18 protein-coding genes are annotated in these 26,235 nt (G+C 74.9%); 12 read left to right on the top strand and 6 right to left on the bottom strand.

Annotated features, from left to right (window positions below):
• Positions 1–96 precede the first annotated feature (96 nt).
• A complete protein-coding gene (locus ACFVTF_RS32970; RefSeq protein ID WP_387817785.1) occupies positions 97–2,079 on the top strand; it encodes a protein kinase in 1,983 nt (660 codons plus the stop codon).
• A 22-nt stretch (positions 2,080–2,101) separates the two neighbouring features.
• Here the strand turns inward: ACFVTF_RS32970 and ACFVTF_RS32965 are convergent, their stop codons facing one another.
• The gene (locus tag ACFVTF_RS32965) at positions 2,102–2,644 is read right to left on the bottom strand and encodes an SHOCT domain-containing protein (RefSeq protein WP_387817784.1); all 543 of its coding nucleotides are present in this window, start codon (positions 2,642–2,644) and stop codon (positions 2,102–2,104) included.
• Between the two features lie 57 nt (positions 2,645–2,701).
• Here ACFVTF_RS32965 and ACFVTF_RS32960 point away from each other — a divergent pair, with 57 nt between their 5' ends.
• The 7 genes from ACFVTF_RS32960 to ACFVTF_RS32930 all read left to right on the top strand — a co-directional run bounded on the left by ACFVTF_RS32960 (position 2,702) and on the right by ACFVTF_RS32930 (position 15,268).
• Entirely contained in the window at positions 2,702–3,826 is a 1,125-nt protein-coding gene (locus tag ACFVTF_RS32960; RefSeq protein ID WP_387817783.1) for a protein kinase, read from the top strand.
• A gap of 160 nt (positions 3,827–3,986) precedes the next feature.
• Positions 3,987–5,738, top strand: a complete 1,752-nt coding sequence (locus ACFVTF_RS32955; protein WP_387817782.1) for a protein kinase — start codon at positions 3,987–3,989, stop codon at positions 5,736–5,738.
• Between the two features lie 87 nt (positions 5,739–5,825).
• Positions 5,826–7,457 (top strand): succinic semialdehyde dehydrogenase, encoded by a 1,632-nt coding sequence (locus ACFVTF_RS32950; protein WP_387817781.1) that lies wholly within the window; start codon positions 5,826–5,828, stop codon positions 7,455–7,457.
• Positions 7,458–7,556: 99 nt separating this feature from the next.
• Positions 7,557–9,362, top strand: a complete 1,806-nt coding sequence (locus ACFVTF_RS32945; RefSeq protein ID WP_387817780.1) for a GMC oxidoreductase — start codon at positions 7,557–7,559, stop codon at positions 9,360–9,362.
• A 218-nt stretch (positions 9,363–9,580) separates the two neighbouring features.
• Positions 9,581–11,347 carry a hypothetical protein gene (locus ACFVTF_RS32940; RefSeq protein ID WP_387817779.1) on the top strand — a complete coding sequence of 589 codons (1,767 nt, stop codon included), beginning with the start codon at positions 9,581–9,583 and terminating at the stop codon, positions 11,345–11,347.
• Positions 11,348–12,441: 1,094 nt separating this feature from the next.
• Complete coding sequence (guaA, locus tag ACFVTF_RS32935; protein WP_387817778.1) at positions 12,442–14,037, top strand: glutamine-hydrolyzing GMP synthase; 1,596 nt, start codon at positions 12,442–12,444, stop codon at positions 14,035–14,037.
• A gap of 193 nt (positions 14,038–14,230) precedes the next feature.
• Complete coding sequence (locus ACFVTF_RS32930; RefSeq protein WP_387817777.1) at positions 14,231–15,268, top strand: ubiquinol-cytochrome c reductase iron-sulfur subunit; 1,038 nt, start codon at positions 14,231–14,233, stop codon at positions 15,266–15,268.
• A gap of 16 nt (positions 15,269–15,284) precedes the next feature.
• Here the strand turns inward: ACFVTF_RS32930 and ACFVTF_RS32925 are convergent, their stop codons facing one another.
• Positions 15,285–15,494, bottom strand: coding sequence for a hypothetical protein (locus ACFVTF_RS32925; protein WP_371518459.1), 210 nt, complete (start codon positions 15,492–15,494; stop codon positions 15,285–15,287).
• Positions 15,494–16,924, bottom strand: coding sequence for a PspC domain-containing protein (locus tag ACFVTF_RS32920; protein WP_387817776.1), 1,431 nt, complete (start codon positions 16,922–16,924; stop codon positions 15,494–15,496). The genes ACFVTF_RS32925 and ACFVTF_RS32920 overlap by 1 nt, the downstream gene beginning before the upstream one ends.
• 179 nt (positions 16,925–17,103) lie before the next feature.
• On the opposite strand from ACFVTF_RS32920, the gene ACFVTF_RS32915 reads away from it, so the two are divergent.
• From ACFVTF_RS32915 to pcrA, 3 genes are all read left to right on the top strand, one after another.
• On the top strand, positions 17,104–18,516 hold the full coding sequence (locus ACFVTF_RS32915) for a PspC domain-containing protein (protein ID WP_371522787.1): 1,413 nt from the start codon (positions 17,104–17,106) through the stop codon (positions 18,514–18,516).
• Positions 18,509–19,186 (top strand): response regulator transcription factor, encoded by a 678-nt coding sequence (locus ACFVTF_RS32910; protein ID WP_350877187.1) that lies wholly within the window; start codon positions 18,509–18,511, stop codon positions 19,184–19,186. Before ACFVTF_RS32915 ends, ACFVTF_RS32910 begins: the two co-directional genes overlap by 8 nt.
• 106 nt (positions 19,187–19,292) lie before the next feature.
• Positions 19,293–21,938, top strand: a complete 2,646-nt coding sequence (gene pcrA / locus ACFVTF_RS32905) for a DNA helicase PcrA (protein WP_371518463.1) — start codon at positions 19,293–19,295, stop codon at positions 21,936–21,938.
• Between the two features lie 20 nt (positions 21,939–21,958).
• Here the strand turns inward: pcrA and ACFVTF_RS32900 are convergent, their stop codons facing one another.
• The gene (locus tag ACFVTF_RS32900) at positions 21,959–22,798 is read right to left on the bottom strand and encodes a M23 family metallopeptidase (RefSeq protein WP_387817775.1); all 840 of its coding nucleotides are present in this window, start codon (positions 22,796–22,798) and stop codon (positions 21,959–21,961) included.
• 369 nt (positions 22,799–23,167) lie between these two features.
• Here ACFVTF_RS32900 and ACFVTF_RS32895 point away from each other — a divergent pair, with 369 nt between their 5' ends.
• Complete coding sequence (locus ACFVTF_RS32895) at positions 23,168–23,575, top strand: cobalamin B12-binding domain-containing protein (protein WP_063351339.1); 408 nt, start codon at positions 23,168–23,170, stop codon at positions 23,573–23,575.
• Positions 23,576–23,663: 88 nt separating this feature from the next.
• On the opposite strand, the gene ACFVTF_RS32890 is transcribed toward ACFVTF_RS32895, so the two are convergent.
• Together ACFVTF_RS32890 and ACFVTF_RS32885 are read right to left on the bottom strand one after the other, a co-directional pair.
• The gene (locus ACFVTF_RS32890; protein WP_387817774.1) at positions 23,664–25,265 is read right to left on the bottom strand and encodes a DUF5691 domain-containing protein; all 1,602 of its coding nucleotides are present in this window, start codon (positions 25,263–25,265) and stop codon (positions 23,664–23,666) included.
• Between the two features lie 39 nt (positions 25,266–25,304).
• Positions 25,305–26,235, bottom strand: a 931-nt coding sequence (locus tag ACFVTF_RS32885) for an SWIM zinc finger family protein (RefSeq protein ID WP_387817773.1), incomplete at its 5' end; no start/stop codon positions are given.

The raw sequence follows: 26,235 nt of genomic DNA, 5'->3' as shown, positions 1-26,235 counted from the left end.
GGGACAGGGGATGATGGAGACTTGGGCGTTCGGGCCTGAGGCCGGGCCGACACGCCGTCACCACGACCGCCAGCAGCACATGGGGGAACGTTCCGAATGACCCAGGCGCAGGGTTCCACCGGCCGCCTCCTGGCCGGCCGCTACCGGCTGAACGGCGTGCTCGGGCGCGGCGGCATGGGCACCGTCTGGCGCGCCGAGGACGAGATGCTGGGGCGGACCGTCGCGGTCAAGGAACTGCGGATGAACGCCAGCGTCGAGGAGGAGGAGAAGCACCGGCTGATCGTCCGGACGCTGCGCGAGGCCAAGGCCACCGCACGGATCCGGCACAACTCGGCGGTCACCGTCTTCGACGTGGTCGACGAGGACGACCGGCCGTGGATCGTCATGGAGCTGGTCGAGTCCCGCTCGCTGGCCGACGTCATCCGGGAGGACGGGCCGCTGGCCCCCGCCCGGGCCGCCGAGATCGCGCTCGACGTGCTCGGCGTGCTGAGCGCCGCGCACGCGCTGGGCATCCTGCACCGGGACGTCAAGCCGTCCAACGTGCTGATCGGCGACGACGGCCGGGTCGTGCTCACCGACTTCGGCATCGCCAGCGTGGAGGGCGACGCCTCGGTCACCTCCACCGGCATGCTGGTCGGCGCGCCCTCGTACATATCCCCGGAGCGGGCCCGCGGGCAGAAGCCCGGGCCGCCGGCCGACCTGTGGTCGCTGGGCGGCACGCTGTACGCGATGGTCGAGGGCCGGCCGCCGTACGACCGGGGCTCGGCGCTGGCCACCCTGACGGCGGTGATGACGGAGGAGCTGACCGCCCCGGTGAACGCCGGGGCGCTGCAGCCGGTGATCGAGGGGCTGCTCGCCAAGGACCCGGCCGAGCGGCTGGACGCCTCGCAGACCCGGTCGATGCTGAAGCGGGTCGTCGCGGAGGCCACCTCGAAGGCCGAGTCGACCACCGTGCACGCGCTTCCGGTCGAGCGGCCGGTCGCCGCCGCGGCGGAGCCGGAGGAGGCCCCGGCCGAGGCCGAGGAGGGCCGCAAGCGGTCCATCGGCGGGCTGCTGGGGACGGTCCGGGTGGGCAGCCGGGCCAAGGACGAGAAGCCCGCCGCCGCGGCGGAGCCCGTCGTGGACCCGGCCCCCGAGCCCGCTTCGCCGTCCTCGGAGGTGGCGTCGGGGTCGGCGCCGGGCCCGACGTCGGGTTCGGCTCCGGCGGCCGATCCGATCCGGCCGGTGACCAGCGAGTGGACCCTGGGCGCCACGCAGGCGGCCGGTGCCGACCCGCGCAACGGACGGCGGCGGCTGGCCGTCGTCACCGTGGTGCTGGTCCTGCTGCTGATCGCCGGGGTGGTCGCGGTGCTCCAGGCCGTCGGCAACGGGGACGACTCGTCGGCGAACGGCGCGGGCGCCACCTCGTCGGTCTCGACCGTCCCCGAGACCGGGCCGAGCGGGACGCCGGCCGCGTCCGTTCCGCCCGCGGAGCCGGAGCCGGGCACCGACAAGCCCGCCCCGGAGAAGCCGGCCACCGACACACCGGCCCCCGACAAGCCGGCCGACACGCCCGGCCCCTCTGCGGCGAACCCGCCGGCCGCCGGCACGCCCGCCACCACCCCCGCGCAGAGCCCGACCCCGCCGGGGGCCGCCGTACCGGCCGGTTACCACGAGTACAAGGACCCGACCGGCTTCTCGGTCGTCCTGCCGGACTGGCTCCAGCCGGCCGGTTCGGAGGGCGTCCGCCGGATCTTCAAGGGCAACGGCAGTACCCTGACCATCGAGTGGACCACCAGCCCGGGCCCCAGCGCCGTCGCCGACTGGCAGGAGTCCGAGCCGGGCCTGCGGTCGAAGGTCACCAACTACCAGCGGGTCAATCTGGCCGCGATCAACTACCGGCAGTGGAGCAACGCGGCCGACTGGGAGTGGATCAGCGGCACGCCGCGCACGCACTCGCTCAACCGGGGCTTCGTCACCGGGAACCCGGCCAAGTACGGCTACGCGATCTACTGGATCACCCCGGACGCGGACTGGGGTGCCCCGGCCAACTCCCAGGCCCGGGACACGGCCTTCGCCACCTTCCAGCCCGCGCCGTAGGTCCTGACCGGTCGGACAGGACCTAGCCGATCAGGCGGGCCTTGGCCCGGGTGAACTCCTCGTCGGTGAGCGCGCCGGAGGCGTGCAGGGCGGCCAACCGCTCCAGCTGGCCGAGGAGTTGGTCGCCCGCGCTGAGGTCGGCGGGGGCGGCGTCGGCCGCCGGGCGGGTGGCCGACGCGGCTTTGCGGGCGAGCCGGGCGGCCTCCCGGATCTGCTCGGCGAAGACGTCGGCCTTGGCCACGTCCTCGAACCGGTGCGAGCCGGTCAGCGCGACGACGGTGAGCACGTCGCCGTTGAGCTTGGTCCTGGCCACGGCCGCGTCCGTGACCGCCGTAAGCGGAACCGGTACCGGCGGTTTACCGTCCTTGAGGAAGAGCAGTCGGTGGGTGGTGAGGACGAGCACGCCCTTGCGGAAGTGGTCGGGATGGCGCCCGGCCGTCGAGGCGACCGGATTCTCGCCGTCGATGACGGCCGCCTCCACGGTGCGCACGGCCTCGGCCTGATTGGCTTGGCTGTTGTTTCCCGCCACCTTGAAGGCGGTGTCGATCAGATCGGTCCAGTCCATGGGACCGAGCGTAAAGGAGCCGCTCAGTAGGCTGCTCGGTGAGCGAGAGGAACTGGCATGCGAGGCGGCCCGGGGCAATTGCTGGCGGGACGGTACCGGCTGACGGACCGTCCCGAACTCCTGCGGGCCCTGGCGGTGGACGACCGCACCGGGGAGTCCGTGCTGCTGCGCGCCCTGGAGCTGCCGGCGCTGCTGACCACCGGTCAGGAGGTGGACGGCGAGGTGCCCGCGCACGCCGACCGGCTGGTCCGCCGGGTGGCGGCGGTCGGCTCGTCCGCGCCGACCGGGCACCCCCGGCTGCTGCGCGGGCTCGGTGCCTTCGTCGAGGACGATCTGCTGTGGACGGTGGAGGAGCGGTCGGGCGCCATGACGCTGGCGGACCTGGTGGCGGCCGGACCGGTGCCGCCCTACCGGGCGGCCGAGCTGGCGGCGGACCTGGCCGGCGCGCTGCGGGCGCTGCACGAGGACGGACTCGTCCACGGGAACCTGACCCCCGATTCCGTGCTGGTCTGCGAGGACGGCGCGGCGATGCTCGGCGGGCTGCTGTCCGGGGTGGCGCAGGAGGCGCTGGCCGAGGACCTCGGCGGCCCGGGAGGGCGCCGCCGGTACGACGTGCGGGCCACCCTGGTCGGCCCGGTGGCGGAGCGCTGGCCGCTGGACGGCGGCCCGGCGGGCGACTGCTGGGCGCTCGGGGTGCTGGTGCAGCGGCTGGTCACCGGCCGCTCGCCGTTCCCGGACGGAGGCGTGCCGGAGCTGGTGTCGGCGGTCCGGGACGGGCGGCGGGAGCCCGCGGCGGCCTGCGGGCCGCTGGCGCCGCTGGTCGAGCGGCTGCTGCAGCCCGACCCCTCGCTGCGGCCGACCGCCGAGGAGGCCCGCCGGGAGCTGGCGGCGCTGCTCGCGGGCGCGCCGGAGCCGGTCGACGAGGAGTGGGCGTCGCGGGCGCTGGTGCTGAGACCGGAGGCCCCGCTGGTGCGGCGTCGGCGCGGGCGGGGTGGTGGACGGGGGCGGCCGGAGGCCGTCGTGGGCGCGAACGTCGGGGTGGGCGCCGGGGCGGGCGCCGGGCGGCCGGACGAGGAGCGGCCGCCGCGGATACCTCCGGCGCTGCTCGGCCCGCTGCTGGTCGGGGGTGTGTTCCTGCTGCTGGTGCTGGGAGTGACCGCGGTGGTGCTGTTCGCAGGCTGACGGCCCCGCAGCGTCCCGGGCCTTCGGTCCGACGGGTGAGCGTGATTACCGGGGCCGGCAAGGTGCGCCTAATGTGTGCGTGGGATTTGTTCGAACAGTGGTCTGCACCAGGCCCTCCGTCGCTGTGACGGCAGACGGATGTGAGGGGGAGTGGTCGCCGATGGGCGTGCAGGACCGGCCGGAGACGGCCGAGACGGAGCGGCTGCTGGCCGGGCGGTACGAGCTGGGCGACCGGCTCGGACGCGGCGGGATGGGGACCGTCTGGCGGGCCTGGGACCGGATGCTGAACCGCGAGGTCGCGGTCAAGGAACTGACCGTCAACCACCTGCCCGAGGACGAGCTCCAGATCCTGCACGCCCGGATGAAGCGGGAGGCCAGCGCGGCCGCCCGGATCAAGCACCCCGGCGTGATCACGGTGCACGACGTGCTGGAGCAGGACGGCCGGCCGTGGATCGTCATGGAGCTGGTGGACGGCCGCTCGCTGGCCGACGTGATCAGCCAGGACGGCACCCTGCAGCCGCGCGCCGTCGCCGAGGTCGGCAGCCAGGTGCTCGCCGCACTGCACCGCGGCCACCAGCTCGGCGTCCTGCACCGCGACGTGAAGCCGGCCAACGTGCTGCTGGAGCGCGGCACCGGGCGGGTGGTGCTGCTGGACTTCGGCATCGCGACGTACGAGGGCTCGGCCGAGCTGACCCGGCCGGGCGACCTGGTCGGCTCGCCGGACTACCTGGCGCCGGAGCTCGCCCAGGGCGAGCGGCCCGGGCCGGCCTCCGACCTGTGGGGCCTCGGGGCGACGCTGTACGCCGCGGTGGAGGGCCAGTCGCCGTTCCGCCGGACCTCGCCGATCACCACGCTGGCCGCCGTGGTGGGCGAGCCGTTGCCGGAGCCGCTCCGGGCCGGGCCGCTGGGCCCGGTGCTGGCCGCGCTGATGGCCAAGGACCCGGCCGAGCGGCCGAACGCGGACGAGGCCGCCCGGATGCTGGCCGAGGTGAAGGACGGGCACACGATCGGCCTGAAGTCGGTCGCGCCGCTGCGCGCGCCCACCCAGTCGGTGCCCGTGGTGGACCGCAGCGAGCGCCCGGCGGCGGAGGAGGACCACGCGGAGGAGGCCGCGCCGGGGGCGACGCTGGAGGAGACCGAGGAGCCGACCGGGGTGCGCTCGGCGGCCGGTCCGGACACCACCGGGGGCGTGGCCGTCGAGGCGGCGGCGCTCACCGCCGAGGTCGCGCCGGTGGCGCACCCCGTCACGCCCGCGCGCGGGCCGGCCAAGCGCCGCAGCACCCTGAAGATCGTCGTGATCGCGGTGGCCGTCGGCCTGCTGGCGGCCGGCGCGACCTTCCTCGCCACCCGGCACACCACCACCGGGCACGTCGCCGCCTCCACGGGCGACGAGCCCGTCCCGACCGCCTCCGTCAGCCCGGACCCGACCAGTGACGCCAGCCGGGGGCCGGCCGCGCCCAACGGCTACCACTGGGTCGACGACCCGGCCGGCTTCCGCTTCCCGCTGCCCTCGGGCAGCCCGACCTGGCAGCGCAGTGCCACGCCCGACAACCAGGTCTACTACAGCCCCGACAACAAGGTGCACTACCTGCAGTTCGCGGTCACCGTCGGCCAGTCGGTCAAGCCGCTGGACCACCTGCGGCAGATGGAGGCCACCGTCTCCAAGAACCTGAAGGAGTACAAGCAGCACAAGATGACCGGCGTCGCGGTGAACGGCCACGAGGCGGCCGTCTGGGAGTTCAGCTACCTCGCCAAGGAGGGCGGCCGGCGCCGGGCGGTCGAGGCCGAGTTCATCGACGACGACGGCACCAGCTACGCGATCTACTCGTCCAGCCCGGACCGGGGCAACGAGTGGAACGAGGCGGAGCAGCGCTTCAACGCGGTGCTGCACTACTTCGCGCCGACCCGCTGACCGGGGGGAGCCCGCTCCACCCGGCCGCGGCAGATTCTTGTTACCGACGGGTACCGGACCGGCCGCCGAACGCCTAGGCTGCGCCGTATGTCGGACCTCACAGCAGGCGCAGCGGCCACCGAACACCCCGCGACCGGGAACCCGCCCGCCCCCGGCGGGAGCCGGACCGTCGCGGCGGCCGTCCCGCCGTCCCTGGTCGCCCGGCTGGCCGCCGGCGTCACCGCCACCGGCGAGCCCAGCCTGGTGGAGACCGTCGCCCCGCTGACCGGCGAGCGGCTGGCGAGCCTGCCGCGCTCCACCCCGGCCGACGTCGAGGTCGCCTTCGAGCTGGCCCGCCGCGCCCAGACGGCCTGGGCCGCGCTGCCGGTGCGCCGCCGCGCGGCCGTCCTGCTGCGCTTCCACGACCTGCTGCTCAAGCGGCAGGACGAGGTGCTGGACCTCGTCCAGGCCGAGACCGGCAAGGCCAGGCTGCACGCCTTCGAGGAGGTGCTCGCCGTCGCCATGGCCGCCCGGCACTACGGGCGGGCCGCGCACGGCTACCTCCGGGACAAGCGGCGCGGCGGGGCGCTGCCGGTGCTCACCCACGCGGTCGAGGCCCGCCGGCCCAAGGGCGTGGTCGGCCACATCTCGCCCTGGAACTACCCGCTGGAGCTGTCCGTCGGCGACGTCCTGCCCGCCTTCGCGGCCGGCAACGCCGTGGTCAACAAGCCGGACACGCAGACCGCGCTGACCGCGCTGTGGGCCCGCGAGCTGCTGATCGAGGCCGGACTGCCGGCCGACCTGTGGCAGGTCGTGATCGGCGACGGCCCGGTGATCGGCCCCGCCGTGGTGGAGCACGCCGACTACGTCTCGTTCACCGGCTCCACCCGCACCGGCCGGGAGGTCGCCCAGCGCGCCGCCGCCCGGCTGGTCGGCGCCTCGCTCGAACTCGGCGGCAAGAACGCCATGCTGGTCCTCTCCGACGCCGACCTCGACCGGGCCGCCGCGGGCGCCGTGCGGGCCTGCTTCTCCTCCGCCGGGCAGCTGTGCATCTCGATCGAGCGGCTGCTGGTGCACCGCTCGGTGGCCGACGACTTCCTGGAGCGCTTCGCCGCCCGCACCCGGGCGCTGCGCCTCGGCGGCGGCCTCGCCTACGGCGCCGACATGGGCTCGCTGGTCTCCGTCCGCCAGCTGGAGACCACCACCCGGCACGTGGAGGAGGCGGTCAAGGCGGGCGCCACCGTGCTGGCCGGCGGCCGGGCCCGGCCCGACCTCGGCCCGTACTTCTTCGAGCCGACCATCCTCGACGGGGTGACCCCGGACATGGCGGTCTGCGGCGAGGAGACCTTCGGCCCGGTCGTCTCCGTCTACCGCTTCGACACCGACGACGAGGCGGTGGCCGCCGCCAACTCCACGCCGTACGGCCTGAACTCCAGTGTCTGGACCAGGGACACCCGGCGCGGCCGGGCGGTCGGGGCCCGGCTGCGCACCGGCACGGTCAACGTCAACGAGGCCTACGCGGCCGCGTACGGCTCGATCGGCTCGCCGATGGGCGGCATGGGCGACTCCGGGCTCGGCCGCCGCCACGGCGCCGAGGGCATCCTGCGCTTCACCGAGGCGCAGACCGTCGCGACCCAGCGGCTGATGCCGATCGCGCCCTCGTTCGGGCTGGACGACCGGCAGTTCGCCGCGGTGATGACCGGCGGGCTGCGGGTGCTGAAGGCGCTGCGGTTCAAGTAGCCGCACCGGGCCGGGAGTTCGTCCCGCGGTCAGGTTCCGTCCCGCAGTCAGGTCCGTCCGTCCCGTAGTCAGGTTCGCGTCCCGAAGGAGCAGTGGCAGATGGTGGAGTCCGGCGGTGCGGCGGAGTTCGACTACGACGTGGTCGTGGTCGGCTCCGGCTTCGGTGGTTCGGTCGCCGCGCTGCGGCTGACCGAGAAGGGCTACCGGGTCGCCGTCCTGGAGGCGGGCCGGCGCTTCGAGCGGGACGAACTGCCCAGGAACTCCTGGGACCTGCCGAACTACCTGTGGGCGCCGAAGCTCGGCCTCTACGGCATCCAGCGGATCCACCTGCTGGCCAACGTGCTGATCCTGGCCGGCGCCGGGGTCGGCGGCGGCTCGCTGAACTACGCCAACACCCTGTACGTGCCGCCGAAGGCCTTCTTCGAGGACCGCCAGTGGCGCCACATCACCGACTGGCAGGAGGAGTTGGCGCCGTTCTACGACCAGGCGCAGCGGATGCTCGGGGTCCGGCTCAACCCGACCGTCACCCCCTCCGACGTGCACCTCAAGGCTGCCGCCGAGCAGATGGGGGTGGGCGACACCTTCCACATGGCGCCGGTCGGGGTCTTCTTCGGGGACGGCCAGGACGCCGGCGGCAGGGCCAAGGCGGCGCCGGGGGACGAGGTCGCCGACCCGTACTTCGGCGGCGCCGGGCCGGCCCGCAAGGCCTGCGTGGAGTGCGGCGAGTGCATGACCGGCTGCCGGCACGGGGCCAAGAACATGCTCACCGAGAACTACCTGCACCTGGCCGAGCGGGGCGGTGCCGAGATCCACCCGCTCACCACGGTGGCCCGGATCCGGGAGCTGGCCGGAGCCGACGGGAGCCACGGCTACGCGGTGGACGTGCGGCGGACCGACTCCCGCTCCCGCACCGACCGGGTGAAGGCGGGCGCGCGGACCATCACCGCCGCCCGGGTGGTGGTCGCGGCCGGGACGTACGGCACCCAGTCGCTGCTGCACCGGATGCGTGACGGGGGGCACCTGCCCCGGATCTCCGCCCGGCTCGGCGAGCTGACCCGCACCAACTCCGAGGCGCTGGTGGGCGCGCAGACCACCGACCGGCGCTACGGCAGCCGGGTGGACTTCACCAAGGGTGTGGCGATCACCTCCTCGATCCACCCGGACGCCAGCACCCACATCGAGCCGGTCCGCTACGGCAAGGGCTCCAACGCGATGGGCGCGCTGTCGATAGCCCAGGTCAAGGGCGGCGGGCGGGCCCCGCGCTGGCTGCGCTACCTGGGCGGGTCGGTGCGTCACCCGGTGACCTTCGCCCGCTCGATGAACCAGCACCGCTGGTCCGAGAAGACGATCATCGGCCTGGTGATGCAGTCGCTGGACAACTCGATCACCGTCTCGCTGAAGAAGGACCTGCTCGGCAAGAGCCGGCTCACCTCCACCCAGGGCCACGGCGCCCCCAACCCGACCTGGATCCCGGCCGCCGAACAGGGCGCGCAGGCGCTGGCCGAGCAGATCAACGGCTTCGCGGGCAGCAGCGCCGGCGAGATCTTCGACATCCCGATGACCGCCCACTTCCTCGGCGGCTGCCCGATCGGCGACGCCCCCGAGACCGGCGTGGTCGACGCCTACCACCGGCTGTACGGCCACCCTGGGATCAGCGTGGTCGACGGCGCGGCCGTCTCCGCCAACCTCGGGGTGAACCCCTCGCTGACCATCACCGCGCAGGCCGAGCGCGCCATGTCGATGTGGCCCAACAAGGGCGAGGCGGACCGCCGCCCGGCCCAGGGTGAGGCCTACCGGCGGGTCGCCCCGGTGGCGCCGGCCCGGCCGGCCGTCCCGGAGGACGCGTTCGGCGCGCTCCGACTGCCGCTGCTGCCCGTCCCGGAGGTCCCGAAGAAGCGCGGCTGAGCAGGCCTCGACGGGCCAACCCGCCCGGCTCGGTACCCGGTTGACATTCGTTCGGATCCGATGGGATAAACGGGCTTTCTGGGGGACCAGGAACTCGTCGAGCGGGGGGAAACCGGTCCATGGCCATCTGCGCATCGTGCGGCGCGGCATCGGTGGAAGGGGCGTCCGCGTGCGCCTCGTGCGGGCGGCCGCTGACGCCGCCCCCGCCGACGGCCGCCGTGCCCGCGGTACCTCCCGTCGTTCCGCCTGCCGTTCCGCCCGCCGTACCGCCCCCGCCGGCGTACGGTCCGCCGTCCGCCGCGCCCGGGTACCCGGCGCCGCCTCCGCCGCCCGGCTACGGGCCGCCGCCTCCGCCGCCCGCGCCCGGCTACGGCCCGCCGCCCGGCTACGGCCCGCCGCCCGGGTACGGCCCGGGCCACCCGCAGCCCGCCGGGCCGCCCACGCTGGGCAGTTGGGGCGCCGGGCAGCCGTACGACCCGCGGGCCGGCCGGCCGTCCGCGCTGCGTCAGCTGCTCGGCGCGGACTGGCGCCCGGCGCTGCTGGTCGCCGCCGCCCCGACCGCCGTGCTGCTGCTGGCGGCGCTGATCGTGGCGATCCCGAGCGACTACCAGTACGCCTACCTGGTCCGGGCGCCCGGGTTCGGCGAGCGCTTCGGCGCCGCCCTGTCGATGGCGCTGAGCGCGCTCGGCGCGCCGTTCAAGCTCGGGTACACCAGCGCGCTGCGACGCGGCGACGCGGAGGGCATGGACGCGCTGCTCCGGGCGGTGCCGCTGACGGTCACCGTGCTGTGGGCGCTGGCGCTCTGGCTCGGCCTGCGGACCGCGGCGCGCCGCCGCCGGGCCGCCGGCCTCCAGCTGACCCGGGCCCAGGCCGCGGGCGAGGCGCTGCGTACCGCGGTGGTCCTGGCGGCGGTGACCGCGCTGCTCGGGCTGGCCGGCGGGACGTCCTGGGAGCCGCAGCGCACCGGACTGATCGGCCGCGCCCTCGGGGTGACGTACACCGTGGACTCCGGCTGGCCGGAGGCGACCGGCTGGACCGCCCTGCTCGCCGCGCTGACGGCCTTCGCCGTCCACGGCACCGACGCGCTGCGCTGGGCCGCCTGGCGCAGCCGGGCGGTGCGCGGCTGGGCGGTCGCCGCGCTCACGGCCGGCCGGGCGCTGGCACTGTCACTGGGCCTGGCCTCGGTGACGGGCCTGGTGCTGGTCGCCGTCAACAGCGACGAGGGCTGGCAGACGCCGGTCTCGGCGGCCTTCCTGCCCAACCTCGGCCTGGGTCTGCTCGGCCTGGGCTCGGGGGCGACCTTGCAGGCGTTCAACGGGGCGAGCGGCGGGGCGAGCGACGCGGCGGCCGCGATCGGCGGCGACTGGCAGGACACCCCCGACAGGGGGGAAATCTCCTTCTTCGACCTGCACGACCAGACCGCCGACTGGCGCTGGACCGGCCTGCTGGCCCTCGCCACGGCGGGCGTCCTCGGCTGGTCGGCGTACCGGCGGCGGCTGGACGCGGCCGACCGGCTCCGGCTGGCGGCCGTCCACGCCGTGGCGCTCACCGCGCTGATGGCGGTGGGCGGTGCGCTGATGACGACCTCGACGTCCTCGGCGGCTCCGGGGTGGGACACCTTCGCGAACCAGACGGTGCTGTCCCGGGACACCTCGATCAACCTGGGCTTCGCCAGCGTGCTGGTGGCCAACCTGGTCTGGGCGGCGATCGGCGCGCTGCTGGTGCCGCCGCTGCTGGCGGCCGTCCGCGGCCGGGGCGCGGTGGCCCGCGAGGACGCCTACGGCGCGCCCCCGTACGGTGCGGTTCCGCACGGTGCCGTGCCGTCGCCGGGGGCGCCGTACGAGGCCGGTCCTGAGCCGCAGCCGTACGCCTCCGGGGCGGGGGTGGGCGACGTGGTCGGCTCGGACGACGTGCCGCTGGTGCCGCCGCCGGGTCCGCCGGCCGAGGAGCCGGTCGATCCGAGCGTCTGGCGCAAGCAGCCCTGAGCCGGGCAGCCGCGGGCGGAGCGACCTGAGTGGAGCGGCCTGAGTGGAGCGGCCCGGACAGGGCAAAGGGCCCCGCGGGGGAACGGGGCCCTTTGTCGCTCAGCACGCGGCGTCAGGGCTGCGCCGGTGCTGGGGGTGACGGCGCCGGGGGAGGGGCGCCGTCGGGTCGGTCGGCTCAGGGGTCGCGCCGTCGCGGGCCGGCGTGGGTGGCCGGTGGCGCGGAGCGCGCACGCTCGCGGTGCGGCGGGTCGGCGCGCAGGTCTGCGCCGGGCCTTCGCTCACGGAGCGTGAGGTGACGTACGGGGCTGTCGCCCGGTGCGGCGGCAGCGGTCGGGGTCTCCGCGATGAGCCTGCCGGCCGCCGGGAGAACCGCTTCCACGCAGCATCGTGCTGGACGAAGGGCTTGCTCTGCAACCGATTCGGCACAGTTCGGCCCAGCGCATTTTGGTGCGGGTGCCGACTCCCCGGTGTGGCCCCGGTGCGGGTGCGGGCCTCGTTCCGCCCCGTCGGGCGGTTGCGGGCAGGGGCCGACGCGAGGCGTCGATGATCACGGTGCGTAGTGGTGTGGGTGGCTGCGGCGCACGGGGACGCGCGTAGCGGCGCGGGACGGGAAAGGGTGTGCGCCCGGGTGTGCCCGGCTCGCGACGGGGGGGTGCGACGACCGGCCCGGGCGTCCCCGGGGACCGGCCGTCCCACCTCTCGGTCCAGTCGTGGCCGGGGTCGCTGTCCCCTGCTGTCCGGCCGCGGCACCCGCGCACGGTCCCACGGCACCGCGCTCCCGGCGGGGCCGGGGCGGCGGTGCCACATGCGCCGGTGGACTGGGATGAAGCTCCACGCGTGGTCCTACAGGCCGTACGGCGGCGCCCCTGGCCGGGGCGAAGGCGGCGCGTCTGGCGGGCGCGGCGCGGTCGTACGGTCGTCTGAAGCAACGAAAGGCGGCCCCGCCCGGTCACGGTCGTTTGGACGGGCAGACGAGTGAAACCGGACAGCCCGGTAGAATCGGTGTCCAGACACCCCCACCCGTCGCCGCCGCGGCCCCCGCCGGGGAAGCGGTTCGGTGTGACACCTCTCGTACCGCTGCCGGAAGGCCGTCTGTGTCCTCTGCAATTCCCGTCCAGTCCGCGCCGGACAACGACACCGTCCTGGTGGTCGACTTCGGCGCCCAGTACGCCCAGCTCATCGCCCGTCGGGTGCGTGAGGCGCGGGTCTACAGCGAGATCGTGCCGAGCAGCATGCCGGTCGCCGAGATGCTCGCCAAGAACCCGAAGGCGATCATCCTCTCCGGCGGTCCGTCGTCGGTCTACGAAGAGGGCGCGCCGCAGCTCGACCGCGCGATCTTCGAGGCCGGGGTCCCGGTCTTCGGCATGTGCTACGGCTTCCAGCTGATGGCCAAGACCCTCGGCGGCACGGTCGACAACACCGGCGCCCGCGAGTACGGCCGCACCCCGCTGACCGTCAGCCGCACCGGCTCCACCCTGTTCGAGGGCGTTCCGGCGGAGCACTCGGTGTGGATGTCGCACGGCGACGCCTGCTCCGCCGCCCCGGAGGGCTTCACCGTCACCGCGTCCACCGCGGTGGTCCCGGTCGCGGCCTTCGAGAACGACGAGGCCCGCCTCTACGGCGTCCAGTACCACCCCGAGGTGCTGCACTCCGACCACGGCCAGCAGATCCTGGAGCACTTCCTCTACCGCGGCGCCGGCATCGCCCCGACCTGGACCACCGGCAGCGTGGTCGAGGAGCAGGTCGCGCTGATCCGCGCCCAGGTCGGCGAGAAGCGCGCGATCTGCGGCCTCTCCGGCGGCGTGGACTCCGCGGTCGCGGCGGCCCTGGTCAACAAGGCCATCGGCTCCAAGCTGACCTGCGTGTACGTCGACCACGGCCTGATGCGCAAGGGCGAGACCGAGCAGGTCGAGAAGGACTTCGTGGCGGCCACCGGCGTGCAGCTGAAGGTCGTCGACGCCGCGGAGCGCTTCCTGAGCGCGCTGAAGGGGGTCACCGACCCCGAGGAGAAGCGCAAGATCATCGGCCGGGAGTTCATCCGGGTCTTCGAGCAGGCCCAGGCCGAGATCGTCGCCGAGGCCGGCGAGCACGGCGAGTCGGTCGACTTCCTGGTCCAGGGCACCCTGTACCCGGACGTGGTGGAGTCCGGCGGCGGCACCGGCACCGCCAACATCAAGTCCCACCACAACGTCGGCGGCCTGCCCGAGGACCTCCAGTTCCAGCTGGTCGAGCCGCTGCGCAAGCTGTTCAAGGACGAGGTCCGGATGGTCGGCCAGGAGCTGGGCCTGCCGGACGAGATCGTCCAGCGCCAGCCGTTCCCGGGCCCGGGCCTGGGCATCCGGATCGTCGGCGAGGTCACCCAGGAGCGGCTGGACCTGCTCCGCGACGCCGACGCGATCGCCCGCGAGGAGCTGACCGCGGCCGGCCTGGACCGCGAGATCTGGCAGTGTCCGGTCGTGCTGCTCGCCGACGTGCGCAGCGTGGGCGTGCAGGGCGACGGCCGCACCTACGGTCACCCGATCGTGCTGCGCCCGGTCTCGTCCGAGGACGCCATGACCGCCGACTGGTCGCGCCTGCCGTACGACGTGCTGGCCAAGATCTCCACCCGGATCACCAACGAGGTCCGCGACGTGAACCGCGTCGTCGTCGACGTCACCAGCAAGCCGCCGGGCACCATCGAGTGGGAGTGAGCACTCCCGCCGGCCGCTGAGCCGCTGTTGAACGGCCGTGCCGTCGTTCCCGTACCAGGGAGCGGCGGCGCGGCCGTTCGCGGTGGGGCGGTCGCCGCCCGGGTGGGGACCTCCCACCGAAAGCGATCGGGAGCGGGCAGAATGCGGACCGGACCTGTCAGGGAGTGGCGGGCCGCGAGGGAAGGTGTGAGCGATGTCGGAGGCCGGCAACTCCGTGGCGGGTGACGGGGAAACGGGCGTCGGGGGAGCGGCCGGCCTGGCCGACCGGGCGGCGCAGTGGCGGGCGTCCGCGTCCCGGTACGCGCTGCTTCCGCTGCGGCTCTTCCTCGGCGTCACCTTCGTGTACGCCGCCCTCGACAAACTGTCCGACGCGCACTACCTGGCCGGGGCGGCCGACCCGGCGTCGTTCGTCTCGCAGACCCAGGCGGCCAGGGGCGGCAGCCCGATCTCCTTCCTGCTCGGCGCCGCCCTGGACGCGCCCACCCTGTTCGCGCTCGCCGTCGCCTTCGGCGAGCTGGCGGTCGGCCTCGGCACCCTGCTCGGCCTCTGGGGCCGGGTCGCGGCGCTCGGCGGCGTGCTGATCAACCTCAGCCTCTGGCTGTCCATCAGCTGGAGCGTCTCGCCCTACTACCTGGGCAACGACCTCGGCTACCTGATGGCCTGGACGCCGCTGCTGCTGGCCGGCACCCCGGACCTGTCGGTGGACGGCTACCTCGCCCGGCGGGCCGGCCGGGACCGGGGGCGCGGGCTGGGCGAGGACCGCGTCAGGCGCCGGGCGCTGGTGGACGGCGGGATCGCCGCCGTCGCGATCGGCGGCGCCGGGCTGCTCACCGGCTCGCTCACCCGGACCTTCGGCCGGGCCAAGAACTCCGCGCCCAAGCAGTCCGCGGCCCCGGCCGCCACCCCGGCGCAGTCCGGACCGGCCCCCTCGGTGGCCGCCGCGAGCGTGCCGGTCGGCGGCTCGGCCCAGGTCAAGGACCCGGCCACCGGGGACGCCGTCTACATCGTGCAGCCCAAGGCGGGCCAGTACTGCGGCCTGTCCGCGGTGTGCACCCACTCCGGCTGCGCGGTCGACGCCCCGAAGAACGGCCAGCTGTACTGCCCCTGCCACGGTTCCCGGTTCGACGCCGCGACCGGCGCGGTGGTCAACGGGCCGGCGGTCAAGCCGCTGCCGAAGTACACCGTCACCCGGGACGGCGACAAGCTGAACCTCGGGCCGCTGCAGAGCTGAGCCCGACCGGGTGGGGTCAGTCCGGGCGGTCGGTGCGGCCGCGCCGGGCGACCGCCGCGACCGCGCCGGCCAGGCCGCCGAGGCCGAGCACGATGAAGGTGACCGGGATGACGACCCGGCCGTTCACCGCCTGGTCGTTGAGCGCCGCGACCAGGTAGACCACCGCGATCGTGCTGAACAGGGCCCCCGCGATCAGCGAGAACAGGTCGAGCCGGTGCTTCCTCACTACTGGACCACCTTGATGTTGCCGATCCCGACCGCGAGTTCGAGGTCGAACGTGCCCTTGGACTGATGACCGCTGCCGGGTGACAGCAGGTAGGTGTGGCGGCCGGTGCCGTTGTTGCGCTCACCGGGGGTGGAGACGTCGCCGAGGCCCACCTGGGCCACCAGGTTCACCGTCACGTCCGGCGGCAGGATGACGGTCAGCTCGCCGACGCCGAGTTCGACCTTGCTGGTGAGGGTGCTCCCGGCCGGGTCGAGCCTGCTCAGGTCCAGCCGGAGCTCGCCGGCCCCCAGGGCGTACCGGGGGTGGAGCTCGGCCGAGGTGACGACGGTGAAGTCGCGCTGGCCGACGGCGTTGCGCATGGAGTTCGGGGAGTGGCCGACGAAGACCAGCGCCAGGGTGAGCAGCAGGCCCGTCACCGCGAGCTTGCGGGCCCGGCCGAACTTCGCGCCGAGCAGCAGCGTCAGGCCGATCACCAGCAGCGCGGTGGCCAGCACGGTCGCGCTCAGCACGGTGACGTCGGTGTGGCCGGCCGAGACGGACCAGACCGCGGCACCCGCGCCGATCGCCAGCAGCAGGCCGAAGAAGCCGAGCGCGGACCGCTCCCGGGGGTGCCGGACGGCGGCGGGCCGGGGCCGGCCGGGCGGGCCGTCCTTGCGCAGCGGGTCGCCCGCGGGCAGGTCGGCGCGCTGCCACCAGGGCTGGGCCGGGCCGCCGGCCGGCGGCACCGGGGTGCCGAACGGCGGGGTGGGGCCGGCGCCGTACGGGTTGCGCTCGGGGTGGCGCGGGTCCCACAGGTAGCCGGTCGGGCCGGGGGCCGGGGAGTCGGCGGGCACCGTTCCGGCGGCGCGCTCGGCCGCGTGCCGGGCGCGGGCGGCCTCGTCGTCCTCCGGCCCGGACCACGGGTACGGGCCGTACTGGTCCCCGTCGGGGTAGTGGCGGTCGTACGGGCCGCCACGGCGCCGGCGCCGCCGGCCGCGGCGGCGGTCCGGGTCGTAGCGCACCGCCAGGAAGACCAGGCCGGCGAGCAGCAGCAGCGGGAACAGCTGGTCGTCCTCGCCCATCGAGGAGAAGAACACCCCGGTGCCGATCACGGCCAGCAGCACCGCGCCGACCGACTGGCCGTCCACCCGGCCGGTGAGCACCCGCTGGAGTTCGGTGCGCCCGTGCCGGGTGCCGCCCCGGCCGTCCGGCACCGACTCGGTGGGGACGATCAGCCAGGCCAGGCCGTACAGGAACAGCCCGAGGCCGCCGGAGAGGCAGAGCACCACGGTGACCACCCGGAAGACCACCGGGTCGATGTCCAGGTGCCGCCCGAGGCCGCCGCAGACGCCGGCCACCACGCGGTGGTGCTCGGTCCTGGTCAGCGGGGGGCGGTCCGGTTCCGGCGGGGCGGCGGGCCCGGTCTCCTGGATGCGGTGGTCGTCGGTCATGGGCACCATCCTCCCGGCTGCCCCGGTCCGGCCCAACCGGTGCGAGCCCTGCCCGGACCCTGACTTGTCCCTGAGAAGGGGTCAGGGGCGCACCCTGATGCGTCCGCGTGCGCGGGCGTGGAACCATCGGTGGCGTGGCAGCACCCGGTTCCGACCCCCGATCCCTCGCCCCCGACGCCGTGCCGGCGGGCGGCACCGACCCGACCGCGCCCGACGGCGGACGGCCGCCGTACCGCCGGCTCTACCGCAGCCCGCAGGGGCGGATGCTCGGCGGCGTCGCGCAGGGGCTCGCGGTGCACCTCGGGCTCCCGGTGCGGTGGGTGCGGCTCGCGTTCGTGCTGCTGTTCTTCGCGCAGGGGATCGGCACCCTGCTGTACGCGGCGTTCTGGTTCGTGGTGCCGATCGGCATCGGCGAGCCCGCGCAGCGCGGCGCCGCCCACTGGACGTACGTCAACGGCACCTTCGTCCCGACCGGGTCGGGGCAGCAGCCGGGCGGCGCGCTGAGCAAGGGCCGCGGCGGCTGGCTCGGCCGGCTGCGCGAACTGCTCCAGCACGCCCTCCAGGGCGAGCCGGCCGCGGCCCCCGCGGAGGGGGAGGACGGCGCGGGCGGCAAGACCGGGCAGGGCGGCCTCGGCCAGCTCGCCGCCCTGGTGATGATGGTGATCGGCATCACCGCCCTGCTCAACGCGCTCGGCCTGCAGACCGCCAAGCCGTACACCTGGCCGCTGCTGGCGATCGGCGTCGGCGTCGCGCTGGTCTGGCGGCAGGCCGACGACTCGCGCTGGCAGCGCTGGTTCGGCCTGGAGGAGGGCGACAAGCGGCGCGGCGCCTACACCCGGGTCGGCGCCGGCGTGCTGCTCGTGGTGGCCGGCACCATCGCCTTCCTCGTCATGCAGGGCAGCGGCTCGACGCTCGGCTCGGTGGTCGAGGCCTCGCTCGCGGTGCTCGCCGGGGTGCTGGTGCTGCTCGGCCCGTACGGGCTGCGCCTGTGGCAGGACCTCGGTGCCGAGCGCACCGCGCGCATCCGCGCCCAGGAGCGGGCCGAGATCGCCGCGCACGTCCACGACTCGGTGCTGCACACCCTGACCCTGATCCAGCGCAGGGCCGAGGACCCCAAGGAGGTGCTGCGGCTGGCCCGTGCCCAGGAGCGCGAGCTGCGGCTGTGGCTGTACCGCCCGGAGGCCGCCGCCGAGGCCGCGCCCGACACCATGGCGGAGAGCCTGCGCGCCGTCGTCGCCGAGGTCGAGGACCGGCACGGCGTCCCGGTCGAGGTCGTGATCGTCGGCGACTGCCCGATGGACGAGCGGATCGCGGCCCAGATGCAGGCCGCGAGGGAGGCGACCGTCAACGCGGCCAAGTACGGTGGCGGGGGACCGGTCCAGGTCTACGCCGAGGTGGAGGGGAAGACGGTGTCGGTGTTCGTCCGCGACCACGGTCCCGGCTTCGACCCCGACACGGTGCCCGAGGACCGGATGGGCGTACGGGAGTCGATCATCGGCCGCATGAAGCGCAACGGCGGCACCGCACGGGTGCGGCCCGCGCCGGACGGCGGGACCGAGGTCGAGCTGGAGATGGAGAGAACGAATGACTGAGGCAGCGCCGGAGCGCACCGCGAGAGTCGTCCTGGTGGACGACCACCGGATGTTCCGCACCGGGGTCCGGGCCGAGATCGGCCGCACCGAGGCGACCGGCATCGACGTGGTCGGCGAGGCCGACGACGTCGAGTCGGCGGTCCGGGTCGTCGCCGAGACCCGGCCGGACGTGGTGCTGCTGGACGTCCACCTGCCCGGCGGCGGCGGTGTCGAGGTGCTGCGGCGCTCGGCCGGGGTGATGGGCGAGCAGGGCGGGGTCAAGTTCCTCGCCCTGTCGGTGTCGGACGCCGCCGACGACGTGATCGGCGTCATCCGCGGCGGCGCGCGCGGCTACGTCACCAAGACCATCACCGGCACCGACCTGGTCAACGCGATCTTCCGGATCGCCGACGGCGACGCGGTGTTCTCGCCCCGGCTGGCCGGCTTCGTCCTGGACGCCTTCGCCGCCACCGACACCCCGCCGGTCGACGAGGACCTGGACCGCCTCACCCAGCGCGAGCGCGAGGTGCTCCGCCTGATCGCGCGCGGCTACGCGTACAAGGAGATCGCCAAGCAGCTCTTCATCTCGGTGAAGACGGTCGAGAGCCACGTCTCCGCCGTGCTGCGCAAGCTCCAGCTGAGCAACCGGCACGAACTGACCCGCTGGGCCACCGCCCGCCGCCTGGTCTGAGCCCCGGTTGCGCGCCCTGGTCGGGCGCCCCGGTCGCGAGCCCGCCCGGTCCGGTTCCTCCGGGCCGGGCGGGCTTGTCGGTGGGTGGCCATAGACTCGGAGTGCCATGAGTAGCCTCTTTGACGACCTCCCGCTCCCCGGTTTCGAGGCACCCGCCGCCGGGTCGAAGCAGCCCGCCGTGCCCCTCGACGAGGAGCCCCCGCCGTACGAGGACGACGCCCCGTACGAGGCCTACGAGGAGGCGATCCCGGAGGGGCTGTTCCAGACCGACCACGCCGCCGAGACCGCGCGGGACGCCTGGTACCGCAACGGCGCCGCCCGCACGGTGGTGGATCCGGCGCAGCTGCTGGAGGGCATGAACGACCCGCAGCGCGAGGCGGTGCTGCACGCGGGCTCGCCGCTGCTCATCGTGGCCGGCGCCGGCTCCGGCAAGACCCGGGTGCTGACCCACCGGATCGCCCACCTGCTGGGCGCCCGCGGCGTGCAGCCGGGCGAGATCCTGGCGATCACCTTCACCAACAAGGCCGCCGGCGAGATGCGCGAGCGCGTCGAGGCGCTGGTCGGCCCGCGGGCCCGGGCGATGTGGGTGTCCACCTTCCACAGCGCGTGCGTGCGGATCCTGCGTCGCGAGTCCAAGGTGCTGGGCTTCACCTCCAGCTTCTCGATCTACGACTCGGCCGACTCGCAGCGGCTGATGTCGCTGGTCTGCCGCGACCTCGACCTGGACCCGAAGCAGTTCCCGCCGAAGTCCTTCACCGCGAAGATCAGCAACCTGAAGAACGAGCTGATCGACGAGGAGACCTTCGCCGACCAGGCCGCCAACCCGATGGAGAAGAAGCTCGCCGAGGCGTACACGCTCTACCAGCGGCGCCTGCGCGAGGCCAACGCGCTGGACTTCGACGACATCATCATGACGACGGTGAACCTGCTCCAGGCCTTCCCCGACGTCGCGGAGCATTACCGGCGCCGGTTCCGGCACATCCTGGTCGACGAGTACCAGGACACCAACCACGCCCAGTACATGCTCGTCCGCGAGCTGAGCGGCGGATCCGTCGCGGCCGCGCCGAAGCGCACCGTGGACGGGGAGTTCGTGAACCCGGCCGCCGGGCGCCTGTCCGAGGTGCCGCCGGCCGAGCTGTGCGTCGTCGGTGACGCGGACCAGTCGATCTACGCCTTCCGCGGCGCGACGATCCGCAACATCCTCCAGTTCGAGGAGGACTACCCGAACGCGACCACGATCCTCCTGGAGCAGAACTACCGCTCCACGCAGACCATCCTGAGCGCCGCCAACGCCGTCATCGAGCGCAACGCCAACCGGCGCGAGAAGAAGCTCTGGACGGCCGGCGAGCACGGCGAGAAGGTCGTCGGCTACGTCGCGGACGACGAGCACGGCGAGGCCCAGTTCATCGCCGACGAGATCGACCGGCTCACCGACGCGGGCGACGCCAAGCCCGGCGACGTCGCGATCTTCTACCGGACGAACGCCCAGTCCCGCGTGTTCGAGGAGGTGTTCATCCGGGTCGGCCTGCCGTACAAGGTGGTCGGCGGGGTGCGCTTCTACGAGCGCAAGGAGGTCCGGGACGTCCTGGCGTACCTGCGGGTGCTCTCCAACCCGGAGGACACCGTGCCGCTGCGCCGGATCCTCAACGTGCCCAAGCGCGGCATCGGCGAGCGGGCCGAGGCGATGGTCGACGCGCTGGCCGCGCGGGAGCGGATCTCCTTCGCCCAGGCGCTGCTGCGCGTCGACGAGGCGTACGGGATGGCCGCGCGCTCGGCCAACGCGGTGAAGAAGTTCAACGTCCTGATGGCCGGGCTGCGGCAGGTCGTCGAGTCGGGCGCGGGCCCGGCCGCGGTGCTGGAGGCCGTCCTGGAGGAGACCGGCTACCTGGCCGAACTCCAGGCCTCCACCGACCCGCAGGACGAGACCCGGGTGGAGAACCTCCAGGAACTCGCCTCCGTCGCCCTGGAGTACGAGCAGGACCCGGGCGAGCGGCCCGACGCCGACGAGGAGGGCACCCCGCCGGTCGGCTCGCTCCCCGACTTCCTGGAGCGGGTCGCGCTCGTCGCCGACTCCGACCAGATCCCGGACGACGAGGAGGGCCGGGGCGTCATCACGATGATGACCCTGCACACCGCCAAGGGCCTGGAGTTCCCGGTGGTCTTCCTGACCGGCATGGAGGACGGGATCTTCCCGCACATGCGGGCGCTCAACCAGGTCAAGGAGCTGGAGGAGGAGCGGCGGCTCGCCTACGTGGGGCTCACCCGGGCGCGGCAGCGGCTCTACCTGACCCGCTCGGTGCTGCGCAGCGCCTGGGGGCAGCCCGCGTACAACCCGGCCTCGCGGTTCCTGGAGGAGATCCCGGAGGACCTGGTGGAGTGGAAGCGGACGGGGGCGGCGCAGGCGCCGGCCGCGCGCGGCTTCTCTTCGGGGTCGTCCTGGGGCAAGTCCTCGTCGGGGGGCGGCGGTTCGCGCTCCTCCTCGGGTTCCTCGGGTTCCTCGGGTTTCTCGGGCTCGTCGGCCTCGTCGAAGCCGAAGGCGGGCTGGGGGCAGTCGGCGCGGCGCGGCGGCCAGGTCGTCGAGCGGGACGCCGTCTCGCTCGCGGTCGGGGACCGGGTCACCCACGACACCTTCGGGCTGGGCACGGTGGTGGGCGTCACCGGCGTCGGCGACCGGGCGCAGGCCACGGTCGACTTCGGCTCGGAGGGCCGCAAGCAACTGCTGCTGCGCTACGCGCCGGTGGAGAAGCTCTAGAGCATTTCCCGGGACCGGGCCTAGCGGGGGTCGAGCCCGTTCGCGAGGAACCACGGCAGCGGGTCGACCGGCCCGCTGCCGGCCGGGCGGATCTCGAAGTGCAGGTGCGGCCCGGTGCTGTTGCCGCTGCTGCCGACGAAGGCGATGACGTCGCCCTGCTTCACCGGCCCCTTGCGGACCTTGTACGCCCGCAGGTGGCAGTACCAGGCCTCGGTGCCGTCGGACATCTTCAGCACCGTCATGTAGCCGTACGACGGGTTCCACTGCGTGCGGATCGTGCCGTCGGTGACGGCCATCACCTCGGAACCGCCGTCCACCGGGAAGTCGATGCCGGTGTGGCGGTTGGCCCAGTGGGTGCCGGCCTCGCCGAACAGCTCGCCGAGGCCGTGCCGGGCGACCGGCATGACCACCTTGGGCTTGACGGGCTCGGCGCTCGGCTGTGCGTCCGGGGTGCCCTGGGCGTCGGCGGGCTGGGCGCCGGCCAGCGGCTGGCGGGCGTCACCGCGGGAGGCCTGGGCCGGGTCGCCGGCCGCGACCGCCTGCCGGGCGGCCGTCTTGGCGGCTTCGGCGCCGCCGTCGGCCGGGTTGTCCGGACCGTTCGGGCTGTCCTGGGTGCCCGGGGCGTCGACCGCCGTCCGTGCCGTCCGGCCGGCCGCCTGGGCGTGCTGATCGGCCTCGTTCTGCACCGTGACGGCCGCCGCGGCGGCGACCCCGAGCGCGGCCACCGACGGCAGCGCGACCCGCAGCAGTGCGGTTCTGGTGGCGGCCTTGGCGGCGCCGCGGCGCTGGGCGCGGGACTGCTCGCGGGCGGCGAGGCGCAGCTCCGCACGGGTCGGGCGGGCGGCTGCGTCGGGAGCCATCGGGGGCTGCCTCCTCGGTGGGCCTGGGGCGCGTCGTCGGGCAGGGGGAGCGGCGGGGAAATCGGCGGGGGGAAGTGGTACCGGGGAAGCGGGGAGAAAACAGCCGAGACTGTATCCGCAAGGCCGACGCCCCGGAAAAACCTCCGGTTGTCAAGAGGTCGGCCGGGGGTCTGTGCGGTGGACGGGTGTACGGGTATACCCACTGGTAGCAAGGCCGGGGGCTGTGACTTTGCCCTCCTCTTGGGAGGTGGCGCGGCCAACCGGGCCGGGTGGCGCTAACCTCCCCTCAGGTTGGTTATTGACCGTTAACCGCACCCGTGGCCCGCGAGGTCCGGTCGGATGGTGGACGACGAGGTCCAGGAGGCAGTCATGAGTGTGTCGGGGCCGATCCGTGTGGTGGTCGCCAAGCCGGGGCTCGACGGTCACGACCGTGGCGCCAAGGTCATTGCGCGTGCCCTGCGCGACGCCGGTATGGAGGTCATCTACACCGGGCTGCACCAGACGCCCGAGCAGGTCGTCGACACCGCGATCCAGGAGGACGCGGACGGCATCGGGCTGTCGATCCTCTCCGGTGCCCACATGACGCTGTGCGCACGGGTGCTGGAGCTGTTGAAGGAGCGCGACGCGGCGGACATCAAGGTCTTCTGCGGCGGGATCATCCCGGACGACGACATCGCCGAGCTCAAGGCGATGGGCGTCGCGGACATCTTCACCCCGGGCACGTCCACCCGGGACGTCGTGGCCTGGGTCGCGGCCAACCTGCGGGCGGCAGGCTGAGGTTGACGGTGCGGGACGGGCCGGCCCATGCTTCGGCGGGGCCGGCCCGTCCCATTGTTCTGTCGCCCCGCCGCTTCGAGAGCGGGCGTCAGGCGTCGAGTTCGGCGAGCATCGCGGCCCGGAAGCGCAGCGTCCCGGCCAGCCGGGCGAAGGTCTCCGACCAGGCGGAGTCGGGCGCGGCCCCGGCGGCCAGCTCCTCCACGGCGGCCGCCGTCTCCGGGGCGAGCGCGCGTTCCGTCATCCCGAGCACCCCGCTGTGGCTCCACGGGTACGCGCCGGAGCCGGCGGCGCGGGCCAGCGCCGTCACCACGGCGGTGGACAGCGGCGGCGTCCACGGCGTGCCGCAGGCGCCGAGCAGTTGGAAGGCCTCGCCCAGGCCGTGCACCTCGATGAACGCGGCCGTCCAGGCGGCCCGCTCCTCGGGCGGGAGGACGGCCAGCAGCTTGGCGGGGGCGCCGGTGACACGGGGCGCGCGGGCCCGTCCGGCGCCGCGGGCGGGCAGTGCGGGTGCCGGGCCGAGCAGCGCCCGGGCCCAGTCGGCGTCGTGCTGGCGGACGGCGGCGCGCGCCCAGGCCTCGCGCAGGTCGTCGGCCCAGCTGCTGCTGGTCTCGTCGATGCTGTCGCCGACCCGCAGGGCGAGCAGCTGCTCGGGTGTCAGACCGGTGCTCTCGGGCCAGAGCCGTAGCGGTGCGGCGGCGATCACCTCGCCGAACCACCAGGCCCGTTCGCCGCGCCCGGTGGGGGACTTGAGCGGTATGCCGTCGCGCTGCATGGCCGCGTCGCACTCGGCGGGCGGGGTGACCAGCAGGTGCGTCCCGGTCGCGGCGAGGCGGACGGCGGCCCCCGCCCGCTCGGCCATCCGCCGGGCGAGGGCCGAGCCGGGCAGGGTGGAGAGCAGTTCGGCGGCGGTGGCGCGGACGTTCTTGCTGCGGTCGCCGAGGGCGGCCTCCAGGAAGGGTTCGTCGGCGGCGGAGAGGCCGTCCTGGAGGGCGTCCAGGAAGAGCAGCCGGTCCTCGGCGCGCTCGGTGGACCAGGTGCCGCTCAGCAGTTCCAGGCCGGCGGCCGGATCGCGGCGGCGCAGCAGGGTGAGGTGGGTGACCCGCTCGGCGAACAGGCCCTCGTGCCACAGCTGGTGGTCGACGGGCCCGCCGGGCTGCTCGGCCGGATCGGGGGCGGCGGTGCGCAGCACGAAGCGCCAGTCGGGGTTCTGCTCGGCCAGCCAGCGGCCCAGCGGTCCGGCCAGGGCGACGGCGTCGGAGCGCAGTTCGCTGCGGGCGCGGGCGGCGTCGAGCAGGCCGGGTATCAGCGCGCCGGGCGGGCGCAGGCCCCGGGCGCGGGCGGTGGCGAGCCACTGCGGGAGCAGTTCGGCGAGGTTGGCCAGGGTGGCGCCGCCGCTGCCGCCGGACCGGCCGGCCAGCAGGACGGCGAGCCGGCGGGCGGCCGCCGCGGGCAGCTCCGGGCGCCCGTCCTCGGGCGAGGGCGGGCCGGGCGGTCCGGCGGTGGGGACGGGCAGGGCGCCGGCCCGGCGGCGGACGGTGGCGAGGGCGGCCAGCTCCAGCAGCGCGGTGGCCGGGTCGGCCTGGTCGACGGTGTCGGCGAGCGGCAGGGCGGTGGCCGGGAGCGGGCGGCGGTCGGTGCCGAGCAGGGCGGTGGTGTGCAGGGTCTCCCACGGGTCCTGGGTGATCGTCATCTTCGATGCTCCTGACTGTGCTCGGGCGTGTCTTGTGGATCAGGCCGGGCCCTGGACGGTGGTGAGGCCGATCGGGCGGTCGTGGCCGGCCCAGGCCGTGACCGGGGCGAAGCCCTGGTGGCCGTACTCGCCGAAGACCGTCAGCGGGCGGCCGGTGGAGACCGCGGCCAGCCGCCACAGGGCCGCCTCCGGGAGGGCCGAGGTGCGGACGGGCAGGGTGTGGTGGCCGTCCGTCAGGTACCAGCCGTCCGGGGTGCGGACGGGCACGGCGCCGGCGAGGACGGTCGGCCAGCTGTCCAGCCACGGGTCGTCGGCGACGGCGGTGCCGTAGCCGGCCACCGCCTCGGCGACGGTGAGGCCGTCGGGCGGGCCGGCCGGGCCGGGCCCGGGGGCGCCGTAGCGGGTGCCGAGGGCGGCGCGCAGCGGGCGGGCGCCGGGGTGGAAGGCCAGGTCGGCCTCCAGCAGGTGGCCGGTGGGCAGGGCGAGGTCGGGAGCCTGGCCGGGGCGGCCGAAGGCGAGCAGCAGGGCGGGGCGGCCGGTCTTGGCGCCGCGCAGCCAGACCCGGCGGGTGGTGAGCCGCTCGTCGGCGGAGTCGCGGCTGCCGAGCACCTGCCAGCGGTCGCGCACGGTGGGGCCGGCCAGGATCTCGGCGGTGTCGGTGGGGTAGCCGACCCGGGTGCGGACGGTGGCGGCCAGCTCGGCCGGCAGCTCGTCGACGCGGGTGGCGGCGGTGGCGAGCAGGTGCAGCATCGCGTACTCCTCCAGGAGCCGGTCCTGCGGGGCGGTGTCGAGTTCGCGGACCCGGGTGGCCAGGCCGGGGGCCTGGGCGTCGACCATCCGGGCGGCGACCTCCTCCCAGGGCCCGGCGGTGGACTGGTCGGCCAGGCCGTGCCGGATCCGGTCGGCCAGGCGCAGCCGCAGCTCGGCCGCGCCGGCCGCGACCCGGGCGCCGCGCCGCTCGGCCCGGCGG

The sequence above is a fragment of the Kitasatospora sp. NPDC057940 genome (assembly GCF_042887425.1).
Lineage (GTDB): Bacteria > Actinomycetota > Actinomycetes > Streptomycetales > Streptomycetaceae > Kitasatospora.
The sequence above is the reverse complement of the archived record's forward strand: the minus strand, read 5'-3'. Positions and strand labels throughout refer to the sequence as shown.